Annotated in this window: 17 protein-coding genes, 1 pseudogene and 2 riboswitches; of the genes and pseudogenes, 2 read left to right on the top strand and 16 right to left on the bottom strand. The window is 48.6% G+C overall.

The features are described from left to right. Position 1 precedes the first annotated feature (1 nt). The 12 genes and pseudogenes from cbiE to MBEAL2_RS00650 all read right to left on the bottom strand — a co-directional run bounded on the left by cbiE (position 2) and on the right by MBEAL2_RS00650 (position 12,774). A pseudogene (gene cbiE / locus MBEAL2_RS00705) lies at positions 2-1,206 on the bottom strand (precorrin-6y C5,15-methyltransferase (decarboxylating) subunit CbiE). Continuing rightward, positions 1,182-2,291, bottom strand: coding sequence for a cobalt-precorrin-5B (C(1))-methyltransferase (locus MBEAL2_RS00700; protein WP_047150411.1), 1,110 nt, complete (start codon positions 2,289-2,291; stop codon positions 1,182-1,184). Before MBEAL2_RS00700 ends, cbiE begins: the two are co-directional and overlap by 25 nt. 2 nt (positions 2,292-2,293) lie before the next feature. Continuing rightward, a complete protein-coding gene (locus MBEAL2_RS00695) occupies positions 2,294-2,944 on the bottom strand; it encodes a precorrin-8X methylmutase (protein ID WP_047150410.1) in 651 nt (216 codons plus the stop codon). Next, entirely contained in the window at positions 2,928-3,722 is a 795-nt protein-coding gene (gene cobK, locus MBEAL2_RS00690) for a precorrin-6A reductase (protein WP_047150409.1), read from the bottom strand. The genes MBEAL2_RS00695 and cobK overlap by 17 nt, the downstream gene beginning before the upstream one ends. 2 nt (positions 3,723-3,724) lie before the next feature. After that, positions 3,725-4,654 (bottom strand): sirohydrochlorin chelatase, encoded by a 930-nt coding sequence (locus MBEAL2_RS00685; RefSeq protein WP_047150408.1) that lies wholly within the window; start codon positions 4,652-4,654, stop codon positions 3,725-3,727. Positions 4,655-4,679: 25 nt separating this feature from the next. After that, complete coding sequence (cobJ, locus tag MBEAL2_RS00680) at positions 4,680-6,290, bottom strand: precorrin-3B C(17)-methyltransferase (protein WP_047150407.1); 1,611 nt, start codon at positions 6,288-6,290, stop codon at positions 4,680-4,682. 19 nt (positions 6,291-6,309) lie between these two features. Continuing rightward, positions 6,310-7,011, bottom strand: coding sequence for a HoxN/HupN/NixA family nickel/cobalt transporter (locus MBEAL2_RS00675; RefSeq protein ID WP_047150406.1), 702 nt, complete (start codon positions 7,009-7,011; stop codon positions 6,310-6,312). 273 nt (positions 7,012-7,284) lie between these two features. After that, positions 7,285-7,464: riboswitch (cobalamin riboswitch) on the bottom strand. Between the two features lie 59 nt (positions 7,465-7,523). Next, positions 7,524-9,071, bottom strand: a complete 1,548-nt coding sequence (locus tag MBEAL2_RS00670) for a cobyric acid synthase (RefSeq protein WP_082129676.1) — start codon at positions 9,069-9,071, stop codon at positions 7,524-7,526. A 143-nt stretch (positions 9,072-9,214) separates the two neighbouring features. Further along, positions 9,215-9,874, bottom strand: coding sequence for a YcnI family copper-binding membrane protein (locus MBEAL2_RS00665; RefSeq protein WP_047150404.1), 660 nt, complete (start codon positions 9,872-9,874; stop codon positions 9,215-9,217). Then, positions 9,871-11,193 (bottom strand): copper resistance CopC/CopD family protein, encoded by a 1,323-nt coding sequence (locus MBEAL2_RS00660; protein WP_047150403.1) that lies wholly within the window; start codon positions 11,191-11,193, stop codon positions 9,871-9,873. Before MBEAL2_RS00660 ends, MBEAL2_RS00665 begins: the two co-directional genes overlap by 4 nt. 139 nt (positions 11,194-11,332) lie before the next feature. Further along, positions 11,333-11,980 carry a response regulator gene (locus MBEAL2_RS00655; RefSeq protein ID WP_047150402.1) on the bottom strand — a complete coding sequence of 216 codons (648 nt, stop codon included), beginning with the start codon at positions 11,978-11,980 and terminating at the stop codon, positions 11,333-11,335. Then, positions 11,977-12,774, bottom strand: coding sequence for a sensor histidine kinase (locus MBEAL2_RS00650; protein WP_047150401.1), 798 nt, complete (start codon positions 12,772-12,774; stop codon positions 11,977-11,979). The genes MBEAL2_RS00655 and MBEAL2_RS00650 overlap by 4 nt, the downstream gene beginning before the upstream one ends. Before the next feature lie 128 nt (positions 12,775-12,902). On the opposite strand from MBEAL2_RS00650, the gene MBEAL2_RS29910 reads away from it, so the two are divergent. Further along, on the top strand, positions 12,903-13,286 hold the full coding sequence (locus MBEAL2_RS29910; protein WP_082129675.1) for a hypothetical protein: 384 nt from the start codon (positions 12,903-12,905) through the stop codon (positions 13,284-13,286). A gap of 417 nt (positions 13,287-13,703) precedes the next feature. Continuing rightward, entirely contained in the window at positions 13,704-14,144 is a 441-nt protein-coding gene (locus MBEAL2_RS00645) for a hypothetical protein (protein ID WP_047150400.1), read from the top strand. 49 nt (positions 14,145-14,193) lie between these two features. On the opposite strand, the gene MBEAL2_RS00640 is transcribed toward MBEAL2_RS00645, so the two are convergent. From MBEAL2_RS00640 to cobT, 4 genes are all read right to left on the bottom strand, one after another. Beyond that, positions 14,194-15,696: an MDR family MFS transporter gene (locus MBEAL2_RS00640; RefSeq protein WP_047150399.1), complete on the bottom strand. Its 1,503-nt coding sequence runs from the start codon at positions 15,694-15,696 to the stop codon at positions 14,194-14,196. Positions 15,697-15,715: 19 nt separating this feature from the next. Next, positions 15,716-16,165 (bottom strand): MarR family winged helix-turn-helix transcriptional regulator, encoded by a 450-nt coding sequence (locus MBEAL2_RS00635; RefSeq protein ID WP_047150398.1) that lies wholly within the window; start codon positions 16,163-16,165, stop codon positions 15,716-15,718. A gap of 183 nt (positions 16,166-16,348) precedes the next feature. Continuing rightward, positions 16,349-17,629: an ATP-binding protein gene (locus tag MBEAL2_RS00630; protein WP_052947336.1), complete on the bottom strand. Its 1,281-nt coding sequence runs from the start codon at positions 17,627-17,629 to the stop codon at positions 16,349-16,351. A gap of 177 nt (positions 17,630-17,806) precedes the next feature. Further along, positions 17,807-18,871: a nicotinate-nucleotide--dimethylbenzimidazole phosphoribosyltransferase gene (gene cobT, locus MBEAL2_RS00625; RefSeq protein WP_047150397.1), complete on the bottom strand. Its 1,065-nt coding sequence runs from the start codon at positions 18,869-18,871 to the stop codon at positions 17,807-17,809. 132 nt (positions 18,872-19,003) lie between these two features. Beyond that, positions 19,004-19,174, bottom strand: a riboswitch (cobalamin riboswitch). Positions 19,175-19,193 lie beyond the last annotated feature (19 nt).

Below are 19,193 nucleotides of genomic sequence, written 5' to 3'. Positions count from 1 at the left end.
TTTACTCCCCCTCACGGTTTGCCGTTATGATATAAATAGGATTCAATCCTTCAAATCGGTTCATATGTAAAATAGGTTTGCTGCGCGAGATTTGTGCCAGCGTAACCGATGTCACAAAACCTTCCGCCGCAAATGCCTGCATGGCCTCATACAGCGTTTCAATCGTCGCTGCATTCAGCACGATGCGTCCTCCTGCTTTCAACCGGCTGCAGCATAGGTGGAGCAGATCTTTCATTTCACCGCCACTGCCGCCGATGAACACGGCATCCGGATCGTCGAACGCTTCCAGGCCTGCCGGTGCTTTCCCATGAATGGCGATAAAGTCGGTGCGGAAGCGCCGCATATTCTCGCGGCAGTTTTCCAGGTCCGCCTCATTTTTTTCGATCGCAAAACGGCGCCCTGGCGGCAAATCCGTGCAGCTTCGATCGCCATGGAGCCGGTGCATGTCCCGATGTCCCACACCGTGCTGTCCGGCTTCAGCTGCAGGGCTGCCAGGCTGAGCACCCTGATTTCTTTTTTCGTAATTAATCCCTTATCCGGTTTTCGCTGCGCGAATTGTTCATCAGGTATGCCGAGCGGCCAGGACGGAGATTCATCTGTGCGCTTTAATATGACAAGGTTTAAGGGAGAAAACTCTCGTTCCGCCATTTCTTCGATGGAAAGCCAGGACGTTCTCTCGCCGGCTCCTCCGAGGTTTTCAGCTATGAATGCTTTATATTCATTGACACCAAAGGAAAGCAGGTAGCGGGCAATCGACGCCGGATTGTTCTCCTCATCTGTCAGCAGGCACACTTTATCCATGCCGTCGACTTTCTGGACAAGCCCTTTCATGCTGCGGCCGTGTACACTTAGAAATGCGCAGTCGTGCCAGTTTTCCTTCATAAGGGCAAACGCCTGCTGAATCGAGCTGATGCCCGGGTAAATTTCAACCGGGAGCTTTTTAGCCAGGTAGGAGCCGACTCCGTAAAACAGGGGGTCTCCCGACGCAAGCACAACCGTGTCTTTGTCTGTCTGTTCGATTTGCTGCACAACAGCCGATAGGCCGCCTTTAATCGCCAGCGTTTCCCCCTCATAATCAGGAAAGAAACCGAGGTGTCTTTCCCCTCCTACAAGCAGGTCGCTTTCCTCAATCCACTTCCTATATAGAGGGAGCAGGCTGTCTTTTCCATTGTCGCCGATCCCTATGACTCTAATCGTTCTCTGCAATCCACTCTCTCCCTTCCCAGCATTTCACTTTTCATCGTAATGATGACGGTTTCGATATCAACGCCTCCTCCGACCTGACGCACACTAGAGTTACAAACATGCTGGCATAGCTTTTCAAAAAATGAAGAGTATCCATTTTGATGCATCATATCTCCGACCTGGGCGGCTGTATTTGCCTCCCTTATTTCAGAGAGGAGAGGTGCGGGAACTCCCGCCTCTTTCGCCACAGCCGCCAGAAAGCCGAAATCGATCGGAGCGCTTTTCGAGTGGACCATCATAACACCCTGCGCTACCTTGGAGAATTTACCCATCATCCCGACAAGGGTAATCCGCTTTATCCCGTGGTTTTTGCATATTTTCAGCGTGAAGCCGACGAAATCGCCCATTTCGATAAACGCTTCCTCCGGGTAGCCTTCGTACAGCTGCATGGCGAAGTTCTCACTTCGTCCGCCCGTCGTAATAATCAGGTGATCACATCCGCACTCCACCGCCACCTTAATCGCCTGCACAATACTCGCCTTATAGGCGGATGTAGAAAAAGGAACAACGATCCCTCTCGTTCCGAGAATCGAAATCCCCCCGATAATGCCGAGGCGTGCGTTCAGAGTTTTCTTCGCAATTTCTTCCCCGTCCGGTACCGAAATAATGACCTTTACTCCCTTTTCGATGTCGTACTCGTGCAGGACGGAGCGTGCTGTTTCATCTATCATTTTACGCGGTACCGGATTAATCGCGGCCTCGCCGACCGGAACGGGAAGCCCGGGCTTCGTTACACGGCCAACGCCAATGCCCCCGTCAATCTCAACTCCGGGTTCATCCTTCCAGCTAACCGTGGATACAATAAGCGCTTTATGTGTGGCGTCCGGGTCATCCCCTGCGTCTTTAATAATGTGGGCGGACACGCTTTCCCCGTCAAACTGAACCTCTTCCATAGTAAATCGGACATTGTCCCGGGTGGGCAGCGTGATTTCTACTTCTTTCACTTCCTCTTCCCGGATTAAAGATAGAAGAGCTGCTTTCGTCGCCGCCGTAGCGTTTGAGCCGGTTGTGTACCCGTGCCGCATCTGCTTCGGGTCTTTCTCCATCGTTATCCCCGCTTCTCAGCCATAATCGAGATAGCGTTGAGTGCGGCGACAGCGACAGGGCTTCCACCTTTGCGGCCGATATTCGTAATGAACGGAATATCAAGCTTGGCGAGCTCTTCTTTCGATTCAGCCGCCGATACAAAACCAACCGGCACACCAATGACAAGGCCAGGCTTTGCCTGCCCTTCTTTAACGAGACGAATCAATTCAAGCAGCGCTGTCGGCGCGTTCCCGATGGCAAAAATGCCGCCATCTGCTTCTTTCACTGCTTTTCGGGTGGCGATAATCGCACGCGTTGTATTTAAGCGTTTCGCTTCTTCCATAACGTCCGGATCGGAGATGTAGACGTGAACGCTTCCCCCAAATTTTTCAATGCGGGGCTTGCTGATGCCGACCTGCACCATCTGCACGTCTGCTACTACTTTGCAACCCTCTCGAATCGCGCGAATCCCTGCCTCAATGGCATCAGGGTGGAAGACAAGGCTCCGTCCCAGGTCAAAGTCAGCTGAAGCGTGAATGACCCGCTGCACAACGGGGTACTGCTCTTCGGTAAAAGGATGCGGTCCGAGTTCCTCTGTAATGATTTCAAAGCTTTTCCCTTCAATCTCCTGTGGTTGAACCGTTAACGGCTTAAAATCAGTGTGAAAGTTCATTTACTTTTCCCTCCCCTATTTTTTCGTGCAGTGCCTGGACGACGTTCGCAAAATCAGAAAATACAGCCCCATATTCCACTTTCGGTCTGGCAATCATAAGGGTCGGAATGCCGAGCTCGATCGCCGCCTCTAGCTTCTCGTCTACCGACCCGACTTTTCCGCTTTCTTTCGTAATCATAAGGGTGACGTCAAACTGTTTGTAGAGCGCGGTGTTCATCTCTTTGGAGAAAGGCCCCTGCATGGCGACAATGTTTTTCTGCTCGACACCAAGCTGCTCACACTTTTCCATATTGTCCCTGCGCGGGAGCATCCGGGCCACAAGCCGTATATCAGGCAGGCCAAGCAGGCGCTCGGTAAAAACCTGAAGCGTTTTGCTTCCAGTCGTCAGCATGACAGTTCCTTTGTGCTGTGCCGCCGCTTCAGCGGCTTCCGCATAGTCGTCCACCGTCGTAACGAGCGGGTGGGCCGATTCCTGAACGGATGCCCGCTCATAGCGGATGTACGGGACATTTGCCCGCTTCGCTCCTTCGAGCGCATTGCGCGAAGCTTCTTCGGCAAACGGGTGGCTCGCGTCTACGACGGCTGTAAAATGTTGTTCAGAAATGAGTTGGCTGATTTCTTCAGCGTCCATTCTTCCTACACGGACAGGGAGCCCTGCTTCCTGCATGCTTTTTGCTGCGCTGTCCGTCACTACCGTTGTAAGAAGCCCGTACTCCGCCGCCTGGATCGACAATGCCAATTCCCTTGCGTCACTTGTGCCGGCTAGAACGAGAATCATCACTACACCGTCTCCTTTTCCACATGCTCGTGATGATGGTGATCGTGGTCATGATCGTGGTCATGATCGTGGTCATGCCCGTGATGATGATGGTGGTCATCGTGATCATGGTGGTGGTGTTCAAGATGCAGATGTTCCACAGCAAACAATCGGTACTGGCACGTATCACAGTTCATTTTCACTTCATCATTCAAAGCCTCGGCTGCTCGGTCGAGAAAAATCGTGCGCAGCGCCGGATGGAAGCCAAAATACTCTGTCATGACAAATTCACGGTCCGGGTAGCTGGTGCGGAAGGCCGCCAGCTTTTCTTCCATCCGGCTCATCAGAATTCCGGTAAAGAGCAAATAAGGGATGATGATGACTTTTTCTGCTCCAAGCGCAATGCATCGCTCAATTCCTTCCTCTACCGAAGGGTCGGTCACTCCGATAAAGCACGTTTCCACCCAGCGCACATTCAGGCGTTCCCACAGCATACGGGAAAGTTTATATACATCGCTGTTGGCATCCGCATCGCTGCTGCCGCGTCCCGCGATGAGAACGGCTGTCTTATTCGACTCATCCTTCGTATTCAATCCGGCCTCATTCAGGCGTGTTTCCAGGATTGAAAACACTTCGTCATGGATGCCGATGGGCCTTCCATATGTAAATACCACACCTGGATACTGCTTTCTCGCACTGTCCATCGCCGCCGGAATGTGGATTTTCGAATGCCCCGCCGGGAAGAGCATCATCGGGATGAGAATAACGTGCATTGCCCCTCTGTTTATGCATGCATCAATTCCGCTGGCGATGTCCGGGCTGGCAAATTCCAGGAAACATGTCTCAATAATAGGAACGGCTAATTCATCCTTTATTCCCTCAACGAACGCGAGAATTTCCTCATTTCCCCGCGGGTCTTTACTGCCGTGTCCGACAAACAAGATTGCTTTCATTCCATCCCTCTCCTTTTCTGCTTTTCTAGTCTCCGCATACCGCTTCTACCGCCACCAGCACCGGGGCGTCCTGGTGCCTGAACCCTTCGATTTCTTTCACGCGCTTAAAAAACTTGTGGAACCTTTCATTCGGGTGTCCTTCTTCTTTAAACTTTCGCATAATTTTCTCTAACAGTCCGACAATTTCTTCCGGTTCAATGCCCTCCGCTACCGGCTGGGCGACATGCGCATTGCGGCCCGTTGTCTTGGCACCGAGGAACAAATCAAATTTTCCTTTGCGATAAATTAATCCGATGTCGTCCGTTACCGCACCGTAACAGGACATCCCACAGCCATTTATACCGATTCTTAATTCCTTCGGCACCGCCAGGCCGCCAAGCGTTTCCTGAATCTTCTCTGCGTACGGGATCGCGTCCACTTTTTCCCCGTCACAAAAGTCACACGCTTTAATGCTGATTACGTCGCCGACAGGAAGAACAAGCAAGCCTGCTTCCCGGAGTTTTTGTGTAATCGTCTCCGGTTCACTCGTTGGGATGCTCACGTTAATCTGGTGGTGCGGCGTGTATTCTATCGTTCCTTTCTCACCGATGACTTCGGCGAGAATGAGCATCTGAGAAGCGTTCAGCTTCTTATTCGCCACCCCTGGAGAGACGGCAAACTCAAAAATCGATTCCTGTTTAAAAGTCGTCTGTGAAATCGGCTGCGGCTTCACCGCCACTCCAATGCCGAGTTTTCCAAGCGCTTCTTCTGCGAGAGTACGGGAAGAAACGGGTTGTTCTGCACCTTCGTTCGTGACCGAATGCAGAGCCCACGGCTCATTTTCTTCGCGAAGGCGCTGGTGCGGCGCCAGCGCCTGTTTTTCAGCGCCCAGTGTATACTTACGCTGGTAGCCGCGCGGTGTAATCATCTTGCCGTCATACAGCCTTGTTGAGTTGTTTCCGATAATCACAGTCGTCAGCATGCCAATGTCGTGCTCCAGCATATGGGCCAGATCCGTAATCACAACAGATTGTCTGTCACGGTATGCGCTTTTGACCAGGCCTACCGGTGTATCAGGTGAACGGTATTGCAGCAGAATCCTTTGTGTTTCCTCAATTTGCCGGGTACGGCGTCCGCTCTTTGGATTGTACAGGGCAATGACAAAATCCGCCTGGCCTGCCGCTTCCACCCGCCTGGCAATTAACTCCCACGGGGTTAGATGATCACTCAGGCTGATCGTACAGGCGTCATGCATAACCGGAGCACCGAGCAGGGAAGCGCAGGAGTTAATCGCAGAAATCCCCGGAACGATTTCAACGGAGATACCGTCCTTCTCCGTCCAGCCCTGCTCCATCAAAACCTCGTATACAAGGCCGGCCATGCCGTATACGCCCGCATCGCCGCTTGAGATGACGCCGACAACCTTTCCCTGTTCCGCCTGGCGTACGGCTTCCTGGGCACGCCCGACCTCTTCCGTCATTCCAGCCTGAATCACCTGCTGGCCTTCTCTTAACAGCCCGCGGATTAAATCCACATACGTCGTATAACCGAGGACCACTTCACTTTCCTGGATGGCTTCCCGCGCCCGCTGTGTAATGTGTTCAAAGCTTCCGGGACCGAACCCGATGACTAGAATTTTTCCTTTGTGTGCTGCCATGCTTTCACCTCATTATTTTTTAAAATCCTGTAAGTATCGAAAAACCAAGCAGTATACTATAGAGCGCCGTTATGCTGCCAAGCACAATATAAAAGGAGCGGCTCATCCTCGCCCGCATAAATCCCCAGTTGGCGCACAGGGTTACGAGAAACGTTGCACACAGAAGCCCGCTGACAAACAACAGTAATTGAATAACAGCAAGCGCCACATTTCCGCTTCCGCTGCTGTGAGAAAGCATCATGACCTGGGTAGGTGTTTCCGCTCCAATACCGTGGACGATGCCGATAATAAAAGCACCGGCAATCCCAATTCCCGTAATTCTCATTTCTTCTGTTTTCTTGTGGACCACCCGGTTGTACCAGCGTGAAATGAGGCGAAACACAAGAGCCCAGCGGCTTTCATACACGTACTCCTTCGGTCTGCGAAGCATGCTCGCCAGCATAACCGCCCCAAGTACAAGCAGGGAAAGGCCGACAAGGGTTTCCATGGTTGCTGCTATAGATGCAGGGAGGTGCTTGCCTAAGGAAATGGCCAGCAGGCCCATCAGAAACACGATGGCACCGTGCCCGATTCCATACATAATGCCCGCCTTCCACGTTTTCTTGTTCTTGTCGTCCGTACCGACCATATCGACAATCGCCGCGATATGATCGGAATCCATTCCATGGCGAAAGCCAATCAAAACAGCAAACAGTGAAAAAGAAATCCACTCAATCCCCATCTTTTTCCTCCTTTTCCCTATTTAAAAAAGGGCACTCTTTTTCGGAAAAGAGCGCCCTCACGTATAATAAGCGTTACGGCAACCTGAACCGGTTGTGTGCGACGCAATTATCCATGTGCTGCTCATTCCCTGTTCCTCGCAAGACAATGGCCAAAATGAAAAAAGGACATCCCTACCCGGAGGCAGGAGATGTCCTTTTCCTATGTTTGAACGGGAATCCCGGTCTTTCACAGTAAAAAACAGCCGCACACCTGTCCTATATCCGCGTAGGATGGTCTTTCGTAACAGCAGGCAGATGTCCTGGCTCAAGACTCAAACGCTCTCCACGCCTTCCCGGATTGTCCAGTGGCAGATGTGAACAGCTCGTCTCTTACAGTGGCGGGACCGCGACGGATTTACACCGTTCTTCCCTGAAAAATGCGTAACGCATTTCACTGCTGTTGTAAGTTATTTTACTTTTATCTATTTAATCATAATTCAAAACAGGGTGCGCGTCTATATAAAAAGTTCAGCTACCGATGCGTTTCCTGCTTTTTGCCCAGTCCAACAATCTCATACATTCTATCCATGTCAAGGTGTTCTCTAACAAGGGAAGCCAGGGCCGCATAGCTCGCTTCCCTGCGCGCCGACTCACTTTCCACCTGTATGGAGAGCAGCGGCAAGCCCCGCTCACTGCGGATTTGGTTTAACCACCCGCGTGTGAAAGAACGGTTATGAAAAATACCGTGCAGGTACGTTCCCCATACTTTCGCATCGTGCGAAATCGTTCCGTCCGTATGGCCGTCCTCCAGCGTAAGAAGCGGGAGGGCCCCTTCTTCTCTCTCCGTTCTTCCCAGATGAATTTCATAGCCGGATACCGCTTCGTTTTTCGCAAAATCCGCACCGCTTGCTTTTCCTGCCACACGTATCGTTCTCTTTCCTTCCTGAAACGCCGTATGTATCGCCAGCAGGCCAAGCCCGCGGCTCTCTTCCCGGTCCGATTCCACTTTATCGGGGTCGTGAAGCGTTTGGCCAAGCATTTGATACCCTCCGCATATGCCTGCTACGTATGCTCCCCGCCGGGCGGATTCCTGAATCAGCGCTGCAAGACCCGTCTGCTCCAGCCACTCTAAATCATCGATTGTGTTTTTCGTACCCGGGATAATGATAATGTCGGGGTTTTTCCACTCGGCGGCCGAAGCGACGAGCCGCACATTCAGCCCCGGCTCATCATACAATGGGTCGGCATCTGTAAAATTCGAGATACGCGGCAGCCGAATCACGTGCACCTGCAGTGAATCCGGCTGTTCATCCTGTTTCTTTAGCTGGAGCGAGGATAGAGCAAGCGAATCCTCCGCCTCAATCCCTGTATCCGCGTACGGAATCACACCGAGCACCGGAATTCCCGTGTGCTCTTCCAGCCAGTCAAGACCTGGCTTCAGAATCGAAAACTTACCGCGAAACTTATTAATAATAAATCCTTTCACACGGGCACGCTCTTCCTCATCAAGCAGCGCCAGCGTTCCGACAAGGGAAGCGAAGACGCCGCCCCGGTCAATGTCCGCCACGAGGAGGACAGGCGCATCTGCAAGCTGCGCCGCTCTCATATTGGCGATATCCCGATCCTTCAGGTTGATTTCGGCCGGACTGCCGGCCCCTTCCATGACGAGGATCTCGTATTCCTCGGCCAGCCGCTCCAGCGACTCCCGCAAAATCGGAAGCGCGGTTGGTACATAATCATTGCGATATGCACTCGCCTCCATATCGGCGTAATGTTTTCCCCTCACAATGACTTCTGCCACCATGTCTTTTTTTGGCTTCAGCAAAATTGGATTCATATCGGCTGTCGCTTCAACCCGGCACGCTTCCGCCTGCACGCCCTGTGCCCGCCCGATTTCTTCCCCCGCTTTTGTAATATAGGAATTCAACGCCATGTTCTGCGATTTAAAGGGGGCTACCTTCCAGCCATCCTCATAAAATATACGGCATAGTGCGGTACAGAGTACGCTTTTCCCAACGTCCGATGAGGTTCCCTGCAGCATAATTGCTTTCACTCTCTCACTCCCTTTTCCCGTTACCATTTATGTATATCAACAAAAAATTGCGGCAGAAAATTATTATTACTTTATAGCACAGAAGGGTATTTTTAACAATAGAAAAAAAGGTATTGGATTACCTCACGCCAATACCTTCCCGTTCATTTCATATTTTGTTCCTTGCCTGATTATTTGGATGCTCTTTTACGAAAAAGACTAATGATAGATAACAAGAGGGCAAGCCCTGATAAAATAAGCGGCAATGTGTTACTTGATGCTTGTTTCGTTTCTGCCGCCGGTGCTGCCGGTGCTGCCGCCTTTTCGTTTCCCGGTTCTACAGCCGCTCCCGGCTTTTCTCCATGCTGGTTGTCTCCTGGGTTTGATTTTTCTTTCAACGTGGTTACCGAAGCTGGTTTGTCTGAGCCTTCTGCTCCTGTCCACTCTACAACCGAGTTATCTGCATACGTTTGATAAGCTTTCCACGCCAGTTTGCCGGGCTGATCCGGGTTTTTCCCACTGAAGGAGAACTCCATAAATTCGTGGGGCTTAATGCCTTCAGCGGTCGTCGTCCAGGTGAGTGCCTTAAAACGGCCCTCTGTATCTTTCTCGAATTCGTACTTCCACCCTGGTACGGGCATGACTGTGCTTACTTTTACTCCTGGCGGAAACTCTACCCTTACCTTTGTTGTATTGCTATCTTTCTCTACCGGCACGCGTACGGTATACTTCTCGTACCCGCCTGCAGTTGCTTCTTTCGGCGAGACGGTGACATGTGCACTGGCACTGCCTGCAAAAGCCAGCAACGCCCCCGTTAGAGTAAGTGCGCCTATCCATTTTTTTATCTTCATTTTTTTGTTCCCCCCTGTAGAATTTGTATCGTGTTATTTATTGTGTTATCTATGGCATGAGGATATGAAATCTGGCTCATCCATACACCGGCCAGTATAATGACAATCCCTATGAGCCACTCCCATTTAAGCTTATCCCTTAATAAAGAATGCCCGTCTTTTGCCCAGTGCAAGGTTTGCTTCAAAGCAAACGCCAGCATCATACAAAATAAAATGACTTTTAGGAGCAGCAGAACACCCCAGGTCCTTCCTTCATTCAGTACAAATAACGACCAGCCGGTTTGTACTGTTGCCATGCCTGCTCCCGTAACAGCAGTCCCACAGGCCGCAATCAGGGCCATTCGCACAAAAAAGGAATGAAATGCGGCACGGTTTATTTCCCGACCGCTTCTCTTCTCCCACTTAAGCAGAAGCACCAGGTACGTCAATCCCCCGAGCCAGATTGAAATGGCAAGCAAATGCAGAACGCGAAGCATTATAGCCGCCCATACGGGTTCAGTTCCCCACACATGTCCCCCCAAAGCGAAAGCGCTTATTAAAAGAGTCCATACAAAAAGATACCAGCCCTCCACCATGCCGGGAATGACAAGAAGAAACAGCAGCACAAACTGAACGAGCAGCATCATAGCAAAGGAAGATTGCCCGATCAGTTCCCACCTTCCTGCAAGAAGAGAGGAAAGCAGGCTGTCTCCCGGAAGGGTAGCAGAATAAACAAACCACTCGGTTATCGAACCAATCAGAAGGATGGCCCATCCGAAATAGCAAACTTTGCCGAGAATATCCGTAAAGGCAGGGAAACCACGCTTTGCTGCATACCAGGCCAGCCAGTACAATCCTCCGCCGAGCAAGATGATACCTTCAACCAGAAAACGTAAAACAATAAGAAGTGCTGTTAACCCGTTATAGGAATGCTCACCAGGCGCCGGTATTTTTCCTGGGGTCATTTTACCAACGGAAAAAGAATATGAACCTTTTACCGGGTGTCCATCTTCTGATACCACACTCCACGCCACCGTATAAGTACCTTCACTTAATCCAGGGACTTCCGCGTACATCTGCGAAGCGTTACCCGGTGTAAGCTTCGGCCCTTTTATCCTAATTTCCTCGCCATTCCAGCCATACAATTTCAGGCCAATTAAATCAGGTTCGAGCGGTTCACTGAACTCTAAAGCGATTTTATGCGGATTGTTTTTTAGAACCTCGCCGTTCGATGGTGTTGTACGTAAAAGGGCGGCATGAGCCGATGCGAGAGTCGTTCCCAGGCAAAAAACCAGCAGTAAGCTCAACCACCCTATTCTGTATCTCTTTAAAGCTTTCATTCTTCCCCCTTTACTGTAATGAACAAAGCTGTACCATTATTTTGAAGAAATATATAAAAGGTAGTCGACCCTTACATTTTAAATGTGTAATAACAATAGGGAAATGGCTCGAACGAGTCATCTTAGCATCTGTATCCATTTATTCCGCTGTCAAACCATGCCGAACAGCATAAGCAGCCAGTTGCACACGATTATCCAGGTGAAGTTTTTCCAGCAGATTTTTTATATGGTTCTTTACGGTATTTTCCGCAATCACAAGACGATGGGCAATTTGTTTATTCGTCTCACCTGTCGCTACCCAGGAAAGGATTTCGCGTTCTCTTGGTGTCAAAGAATTCGGATCGGGTTCATCCGACATGTTCCCCGTACGAAAACGATATAATAGCCGACTGGCTATTTCTCGTGATACTTCTGTATCATCCCCAAGCAAAGCATGAAGATACTCTATCCAGTCATCCGGCTCCATATTTTTTAGCAAATATCCCTGCGCACCAAATTGAATGGCGGTAAATAGATCTTTTACATCATCCGAAACCGTTAGCATGACAACATGGATTTGAGGATAGGCTCCTCTAATTTTCCGGACCGCTTCCAGTCCGTTTAATCTGGGCATATGAATATCGAGAAGAAGCAAATCAGGCTGAAGCTCACTGCAAAGCTCAAAGGCTTCCTGCCCATCTGCCGCTTCCCCTACAATGATAAAGGACTCGTCCCCCTCCAATACGCTTCGGATGCCTTCCCGTGCCAGCGGATGGTCATCCGCAATAACGACGCTATATTGCTTCATTTTTGCCGCTCCTTCGTTACAATTAATTCTGTCCCGCACGTCTCCCGCTTAGAGAGGTGGAAGCTTGCTCCTAACTGTTTTGTTCGTTCCTTCATCATCGAAATTCCGTATTTTTTTGCAGATATCGCGGTGCTATCAATCCCGCAGCCGTTGTCGGCAATCTTCAATTGCCACCCGTCTTCTTTTCCTTGTAATTCAATGGTTGCACGGGAAGCTCCGGAATGCTTTCGGATATTAGCGAACGCTTCCTGGATAATAGCGAAAATCTGCACTTCCTCTTTTGGCGTGAACAATTTAGCAGGAAGCTCGATTTCTTCCTCCACATCGATTCCTGTTAATGAACTCCATTCAGAAAGCCACTTGGTAAGCCGGGAGGGAAGTGAATCCCCTTCTTCAGGTGAAGAACGAAGATTGAAAATCGCCTGGCGCACGTGGTTATCAATCATTGAAACCGCACGGGAGGCATCCTCCAGCTGGCCTTGCTTGAGTTTAATATTGAGGAAGAAAAGGGACTGCGCAATCCCATCATGCAGCTCACGGGCAAGTCTCTCCCTCTCTTCATATACAGCCCGTCTTGCCTGTTCCTGGGCCAGCCGCTCATTCGTTGTGCGGATAATGCGAAACACCCAGGAAGAGAACAAAAAGGAAAGAATAAACATAAGAACAGTAATATACATATTTCCTGTTTCCATAGACAGGTCATTAAGCAGGAACTTATGGCGAATATATTCAAACCCTCCGATTAACAGGGTGGGCAGAATAACGGTAAGCACTTGTAAAAGACGATAAGACATAGAGGTCCTCTCCTTATATTTTCTTCTTAATATTAACTTTTACCTTAGCCTATTTTATATAACATCAAGCATTTGTCTATATCACTGGTTATCTTGTTCTCATATGTTGGTCGTACGAGGTCATGAAAATGGCATCAAGTACCGTTGAAATCGGATCAAGGTGTATTATTAGAAATCAGGGACGCTTTTTCTTATTGGCTGAGATTGAAGCGAAGGCTCCTGGTGTAGAAATCGACCCAATTATTATTATTCGGCTTACAAATGACCAGGCTAGACGACTTCTTCGTGGAGGATTAAAACTATGTCCTATTAGAAATACAAGACCACGTTCCACTCCGGGTCTTAAGGTGGAGTTCAAGTGTATCTTCATCGATAGAGGCCGCGCGTTTTCCATTTTTGATGTAGAGAATAGCACAGACAATGCGGTACTTGTACGCATTTCTTTACAACGCGCACGAGAATTGATTCGTCGTGGTGCTCGTCGCTGTACCGTAATTCGCCGTCCATTTTAAAGCGTATCCATGTTATCCGAGATTCAATATCTTATAGGGTTAATTAGAAAGAGCCATTCACTATAAAATGGCTCTTTCTTTTGCTTATATTTTATTTAAACAATTAGCATCTGCATCTTCTGCGGGCTCTTGCTTTGCATCTGCACCTTGTATCTTCTCCTTTTACCCTGGCACACATACATTTTGAGAGAATACCGGCTTTTTCGGATGCTTTACTCCTAATATAACGATGTGTGCCCTCTAAAAAACTTCCTATTTTTTCTATCACATTTACCCCTCCCTTTTAATTTTTGCGGTTTACCATTCATGAGGTTTCATCATATATATAATATGGATGGAAAACAAGAAAAGTGATGGGGCAAGGTCTGGTTAAAAGCATTATTTTTTGTCCACAAATGAAAGAGGAGGAGAGAAATTATGTCCTGGTTTCTTTGGCTGCTGCTGGGAGTTAACCTCATTGCCGGTGCCTGTTCTTACCTTTTTCTGACGAGGTTTCGCGAAATTATCGGCTGCCATATTGGAATGAACATAACCATGGCAGTAACCGGGCTTCTCGGAACAGCGACGGGCATTGCACTCACATATCAATTTCCTTCTGCTTATACCATTATTACTATCGTCAATATACTTGTGGCCGTTCTGATTGGTGTTTTATTTGGGATGCTCGGTGATTCCCAAACGGTAATTAGCGGGGGAATCAGCGGTTTTATGGCGGGAATTATGGGTCCGATGCTGGGCGCTATGGCTGACAGGCCGTTTCTTTTGCTCATATTCATTACAGTATTTAGTCTCTTTTCCTTTGCGGTTATATGTTTCTCTATGGGCCTGGAAGAAGAAGAGCAAAAAGAAACACCCTGAAATCTCAGGGTGCTTTTTTTATACATAGCTTTCCTTCCTAAAAAACTAGTTATGCATTCGATACGCTCTTTCCGGCAGGCTGTTCTCCTTCTTTCCGCTTTGGCAGCAAGAGCGTTGCGATAAACGTAGCCGCTGCGATAAAAGAGAGGGTAATGAAAATATGGTGCAGGCCGTAAGCAAGCCCTTCACGCATGACCTGGACGAGATGGGCCGGCATCGCTTTTACCTGTTCAGGATTGAGCAGCCGGTTCATGTCTCCCCCCTTCGATATGCCCGGCTCCTGCGCGTGCGCGGACATGTACGTTGTAATCGCATTATTAAACAACGTACCGAAAATCGCGATCCCGAACGTTTGCCCCAGCGTCCTGACAAACGAGTTCGAAGCTGTCGCCGCTCCCCGTAAATTCCAGTCTACCGAAGACTGCACAACGACAGTAAAGATTGTAATCGAGAAACCAAAGCCCAGGCCGGCGATGAACATAATGGCAGCAAGAACGAGATAGGATGTTGTCATCGTAATCGTGGAGAGCCAGACGGATGCAATAAAGATGGCAACGACACCAATGAGGGAGGTCTTACGTGCGCCTCCTTTAATCAGCATTCTTCCGCTTAGAACGGCACCAATCGGCCACCCGATAGACATCGGCGCAAGTGTAAGACCTGCGGTTGTCGCTCCGGCTCCATATATTCCCTGAACCCACATTGGCAAATACGCGTTAATGGCAATAAGAATCGCGCTCGCCAGGAAGGAAGCAAGGTTGGAAATAGAAATCTCTCTGATGCTGAACAATTTGAGCGGAAGCATCGGTTCCGGAGATTTTAATTCAATAAAAGTAAACCAGGCCAGGAACACAGCCGCTGCGACAAAAAGACCGAGAATGATAGTTGAATCCCACGCATAATTCTCCCCCCCGGTAAGAAGGGCATATAACAGAGCGGTCGTCCCGATTGTGAACGTAACGGCACCCGCATAATCAATATGCTTTTTCCGCTTCTCAAAGTTTTCTTTCAAGGACACCCACACCATAATCATAGCGATAATACCAAATGGGACGTTAATATAGAAAATCCAGTGCCACGATATAACGTCGACAAAGAACCCGCCGACGAGAGGGCCAGCAATACCGGCAATCCCCCAGATTGCGCTGAATAGCCCTTGAATTTTGGCACGCTCCTCGAAGGAATAAATATCCCCGATGATCGTAAAAGTAACCGGGAGCACGGCACCGGCGCCAATTCCCTGCAGCGCGCGGAACCAGATGAGCTGATCCATCGACTGTGCCATCCCGCACAGCATGGAACCGATGAGAAATATAATTGTGCCGATTGTGAAAATAATTTTACGGCCGAATAAGTCCGCGAGCTTTCCGTAGATAGGTGTTGTTACCGTCGAAGTAAGCAGATAGATGGCAAACACCCAGCTAATGAGTTTGATGCCCCCGAGATCGCTCACGATTCTTGGCATGGCTGTGCTGACAATCGTGACTTCGATTGCAGCCAAAAAAGTTGCTACCATCATAGCAATGGTAACAATGCGTCTGTTTGTTTTCATTCTCTCCGTTTCTCCTTTGTTATAATTGTGCTGCTTGTTGCTCCAGTCTTTCTATTACCCGTTCGAGCAAAGAAGCAAGCTGGTTTAGCTCTTCCGGTTTAAGGGCACCGAATGTTTCCCCATTGCTTGCCTGGCTAATCGGCCGCAGGATTTGCAAAACGATCCTTCCTTCTTCTGTCAGACGAACCCGGGTCACGCGCCTGTCATTTGGATCGTTATATGTAGTGATATACCCACCCTGCCGCAATCGTTCCACCATGCCTGTAATATTTTGCTTTGTTACAAGTGTACTTTGCCGCAGTTCTTTTAAAGAAATACCTTCCCTTCTTTCAATATCCCCCAAAATCAGCCACTGCTGCGCGCTCGCCAGGCCTCCCTGCGCCGCCATTTTTCCGCCTGCTCTTGCGAGAAGATTGGATGCGCGAAAAATATCCAGTACAACCTGAACCCTGATATCCATTCCTGCCATGAATGTTCACCTCGTAAAAGTCACTAACTGGATATTTATCATAAAAAAGATTGCTCAAAAAGTCAATATATTGACCTTTTAGAGGAAGTTGGGGAAGGCTCTCTATTAGGCTGTATTAACATCAAGAAAATCCCCCAGCTTTTCACTATAGCTGGGGGATCTATTGATAGAAAGTCTTATTGGCTAAACTCTAAAGCCAACATGATGTAAGTCACGTTCCGAGTCCCATGTTTGTTTCATCTGTTTTTTGTTAGCAGATTGCAGTTCTGAACATAGCTTATCTATATGTACCTCATGTTCATAATGCCATTGTAAAGCAATCGAAGTGTATAATTCATTAAGCTGGGCAAATGAAAAACCTTTCGTTGCATTCACGATCCTTTCTACATCCTCCAACGGCATAAATTGATCGATTTTTTTCTCCAGTAAATAGCTGAACCGCAGATCATTGGTTGGCAATTTTATCTCATAGGCTCTATCAAAACGGCCTGCTCGATTAATCAGGGCCGGGTCTATCTTTTCAGGATAATTAGTAGTGCCAATTAAGAAAATTCCTTCTTTTGAAGTGGCTCCATCGAGAGTGTTTAAAAACACGGATCGGGCTGCCTCGGGCATGGAATCAATGTCTTCGATAACTAGAACCATCGGTGTCATTCTGGCTACCGATGAGAAAACTTCCTGGATGGAATAGCTGGATGTATACTCTGTAATCTGCCAGTAGGCCACAGGAGCTGTGATGCTATTGGCAATTGATTTAACGAGAGTTGTTTTCCCATTTCCGGGTTTCCCATGAAGGAGAATCCCCCTTTTATAAGGAATGTTGTATGTTTTAAAAAACTGACCGCTCTCCGAGAAGAACTCATCTATTGAACGGTAAATTTCTTTTTTTAAATGTTCTTCTAAGAAAACTTCATCTCGTGTTACCAATGTAGTGATTTTCTCTTTTTTGCTTTCAACGCCATCCGCAGTGTCTGTAAATACAGTCACATGGTTTCTAATATACTCTCGTTTTCTTCTTAAAATATACTGAAGAAATTCAACTAAACATTCATTATTTTTCGCTAGAATAAAATCATGGATGTTTTCACTGTGGCTTTGAAAAACAGGGGTTCTGGCTAAAGCTACCTGGTAGTCCGGATAGTAATAAAATGCGTTTGTTATTCTTGGTTTAACGATAAGTTCTAACGTTTTGTCATTGTCATTGGAAGAAATCGTGGAGGTTTCAATTCCATCGAATATATGTGAAAGCAAGCGTACCTTATCTGGATTAGCCTGAAGGTCTTCCTCCAGTACTTCCCAAATCTCATTTGATGTCTCATCATCAGCGTACAGCTTAAAATCGAAACCAAACTCCTGAACTATTTTCGTTTTTATACTATTAATCACATATCCATAGTCATAGTAGTTTGGAATCATCGCAGGGTCTATTTCGTGAAAATTAATAAGATAATGTGTATCGCTCATCTAAGTTCCTTCTTTCATTTACTCTCATTAAAAGTAGTTATCTGAATGATACTATTTTACTTTAGAAAGAGAGTCTGGTAATAGCTAAAAATATTACCAAAAAGAAATGACGTTTCTCACCAGCCTGAAAGGGGCTTCCCCATTGGTAGCGGAAGCCCCTTTATTATTTGGATTGCTTTACAATCCCATGTCAGCGAAGGTTGCCATCTCACAAAGCATAGCAATAGAAGCATCAAGCAGTGGAAACAGGAGGACCGCTCCCGAACCTTCGCCGAGTCGCATGCGAAGATGCAGCACCGGAGCAAGCCCCAGATAGTTCAGCGCCACCATTTGAGCCGGTTCTTCCGATAGGTGGGAAGCAAACAGGTAGTTTCGGGATTCAGCAAACAATTCACTCGCAATGAGAGCCGCCGCTCCCGCAATGACCCCATCTATAACAATTGCCAGCCCGCACGCCGCACCGCCTATAATAACACCGGCGAGCCCGGCGATTTCCAGGCCTCCTACTTTTGCCACAATGTCGATGGCATCGAATTGCCCGCGCCAGTCAGCAGCCAGCCCGTTCACCTTAAGCGATTGTTCGATAATCCGGGCTTTCGCCTGCCGTTTTTCTTCGTCTATGCCTGTTCCTTTTCCCGTAATTTCAGCTACAGGCGCTCCGGTAATCGCAGCAGTGATAGCGGCACTCGGTGTCGTGTTTCCGATTCCCATATCCCCCAGCGCAACCGCTTTATATCCGTTTGTTGCAAGTTCTTCGGCAATTTTCATTCCCGTCTCAATAGCAGCGATTGCTTCCTCCCGGCTCATTGCCGGACCTTGAGCCATGTTGTTCGTTCCCGCCTTTACCTTTAGCGGGCGGATCCCTTCCGGTGTCTCGGCTTTACTGCCAATATCAACAACGATGACGCCGGCGTTTACCTGCCGGGAAAATGCGTTAATCGCGGCCCCGCCACGCGCAAAGTTCTCCATCATCATCCCTGTCAACTCAGAAGGAAAAGCGCTAACTCCTTCTTCCACGACCCCATGGTCTCCGCACATAACAACAACCGCTCTTTTCGATACGGAGGGCACCTGTACGCGCTGGATACCCGCAAGGCGGATAACCATTTCTTCAAGAGTGCCAAGACTGCCGGGGGGCTTTGTCAGATTGTCTACCTTTTTGCTGACCTCTTCCATAATAAAATAGTCAGGTTCCTGAATTTGCTTGCTCATTCTTACAATCATCGGGCTTCTGTAGTTCATCTTTTATCCTCCATTTTCTTTATGATTATGAAAATGATCAGGTACGTAAGGAAGGAACACAAAAAAGCCCAGGTCAAATAAGACCTGGACTTGCCATATCCGGTTCGGTGTTTCGTTTGTTCCTCGCAAACAAAACGATTGCAACAATAGGCAGGTCTCCTGGCTTCCGGATCTTCATTGTGCGCCGCAGCCTTCCCAGAACGTATTCCAGTGGCTGCGGCAACTCCCCGGTTACAGTGGCGGGCCCGCGTGTTTCCTTCCCTATTCTCCTCTAAGCGAGGCACCTATTGCGTACGATGAATCATTTTATCACCAGCATACA

This window comes from Aneurinibacillus tyrosinisolvens, assembly GCF_001015055.1.
GTDB classification, from domain to species: domain Bacteria; phylum Bacillota; class Bacilli; order Aneurinibacillales; family Aneurinibacillaceae; genus Aneurinibacillus_A; species Aneurinibacillus_A tyrosinisolvens.
The sequence above is the reverse complement of the archived record's forward strand: the minus strand, read 5'-3'. Positions and strand labels throughout refer to the sequence as shown.

Bases quoted from the DNA above. Each gene is read 5' to 3' on its own strand.
- MBEAL2_RS00700 (WP_047150411.1), bottom strand. From the start codon at position 2,291: ATGGAGAAAGACCCGAAGCAGATGCGGCACGGGTACACAACCGGCTCA.
- MBEAL2_RS00695 (WP_047150410.1), bottom strand. From the start codon at position 2,944: ATGAACTTTCACACTGATTTTAAGCCGTTAACGGTTCAACCACAGGAG.
- cobK (WP_047150409.1), bottom strand. From the start codon at position 3,722: ATGATTCTCGTTCTAGCCGGCACAAGTGACGCAAGGGAATTGGCATTG.
- MBEAL2_RS00685 (WP_047150408.1), bottom strand. From the start codon at position 4,654: ATGAAAGCAATCTTGTTTGTCGGACACGGCAGTAAAGACCCGCGGGGA.
- cobJ (WP_047150407.1), bottom strand. From the start codon at position 6,290: ATGGCAGCACACAAAGGAAAAATTCTAGTCATCGGGTTCGGTCCCGGA.
- MBEAL2_RS00675 (WP_047150406.1), bottom strand. From the start codon at position 7,011: ATGGGGATTGAGTGGATTTCTTTTTCACTGTTTGCTGTTTTGATTGGC.
- MBEAL2_RS00670 (WP_082129676.1), bottom strand. From the start codon at position 9,071: ATGGTAACGGGAAAAGGGAGTGAGAGAGTGAAAGCAATTATGCTGCAG.
- MBEAL2_RS00665 (WP_047150404.1), bottom strand. From the start codon at position 9,874: ATGAAGATAAAAAAATGGATAGGCGCACTTACTCTAACGGGGGCGTTG.
- MBEAL2_RS00660 (WP_047150403.1), bottom strand. From the start codon at position 11,193: ATGAAAGCTTTAAAGAGATACAGAATAGGGTGGTTGAGCTTACTGCTG.
- MBEAL2_RS00655 (WP_047150402.1), bottom strand. From the start codon at position 11,980: ATGAAGCAATATAGCGTCGTTATTGCGGATGACCATCCGCTGGCACGG.
- MBEAL2_RS00650 (WP_047150401.1), bottom strand. From the start codon at position 12,774: ATGTCTTATCGTCTTTTACAAGTGCTTACCGTTATTCTGCCCACCCTG.
- MBEAL2_RS29910 (WP_082129675.1), top strand. From the start codon at position 12,903: ATGGCATCAAGTACCGTTGAAATCGGATCAAGGTGTATTATTAGAAAT.
- MBEAL2_RS00645 (WP_047150400.1), top strand. From the start codon at position 13,704: ATGTCCTGGTTTCTTTGGCTGCTGCTGGGAGTTAACCTCATTGCCGGT.
- MBEAL2_RS00640 (WP_047150399.1), bottom strand. From the start codon at position 15,696: ATGAAAACAAACAGACGCATTGTTACCATTGCTATGATGGTAGCAACT.
- MBEAL2_RS00635 (WP_047150398.1), bottom strand. From the start codon at position 16,165: ATGGCAGGAATGGATATCAGGGTTCAGGTTGTACTGGATATTTTTCGC.
- MBEAL2_RS00630 (WP_052947336.1), bottom strand. From the start codon at position 17,629: ATGAGCGATACACATTATCTTATTAATTTTCACGAAATAGACCCTGCG.
- cobT (WP_047150397.1), bottom strand. From the start codon at position 18,871: ATGAACTACAGAAGCCCGATGATTGTAAGAATGAGCAAGCAAATTCAG.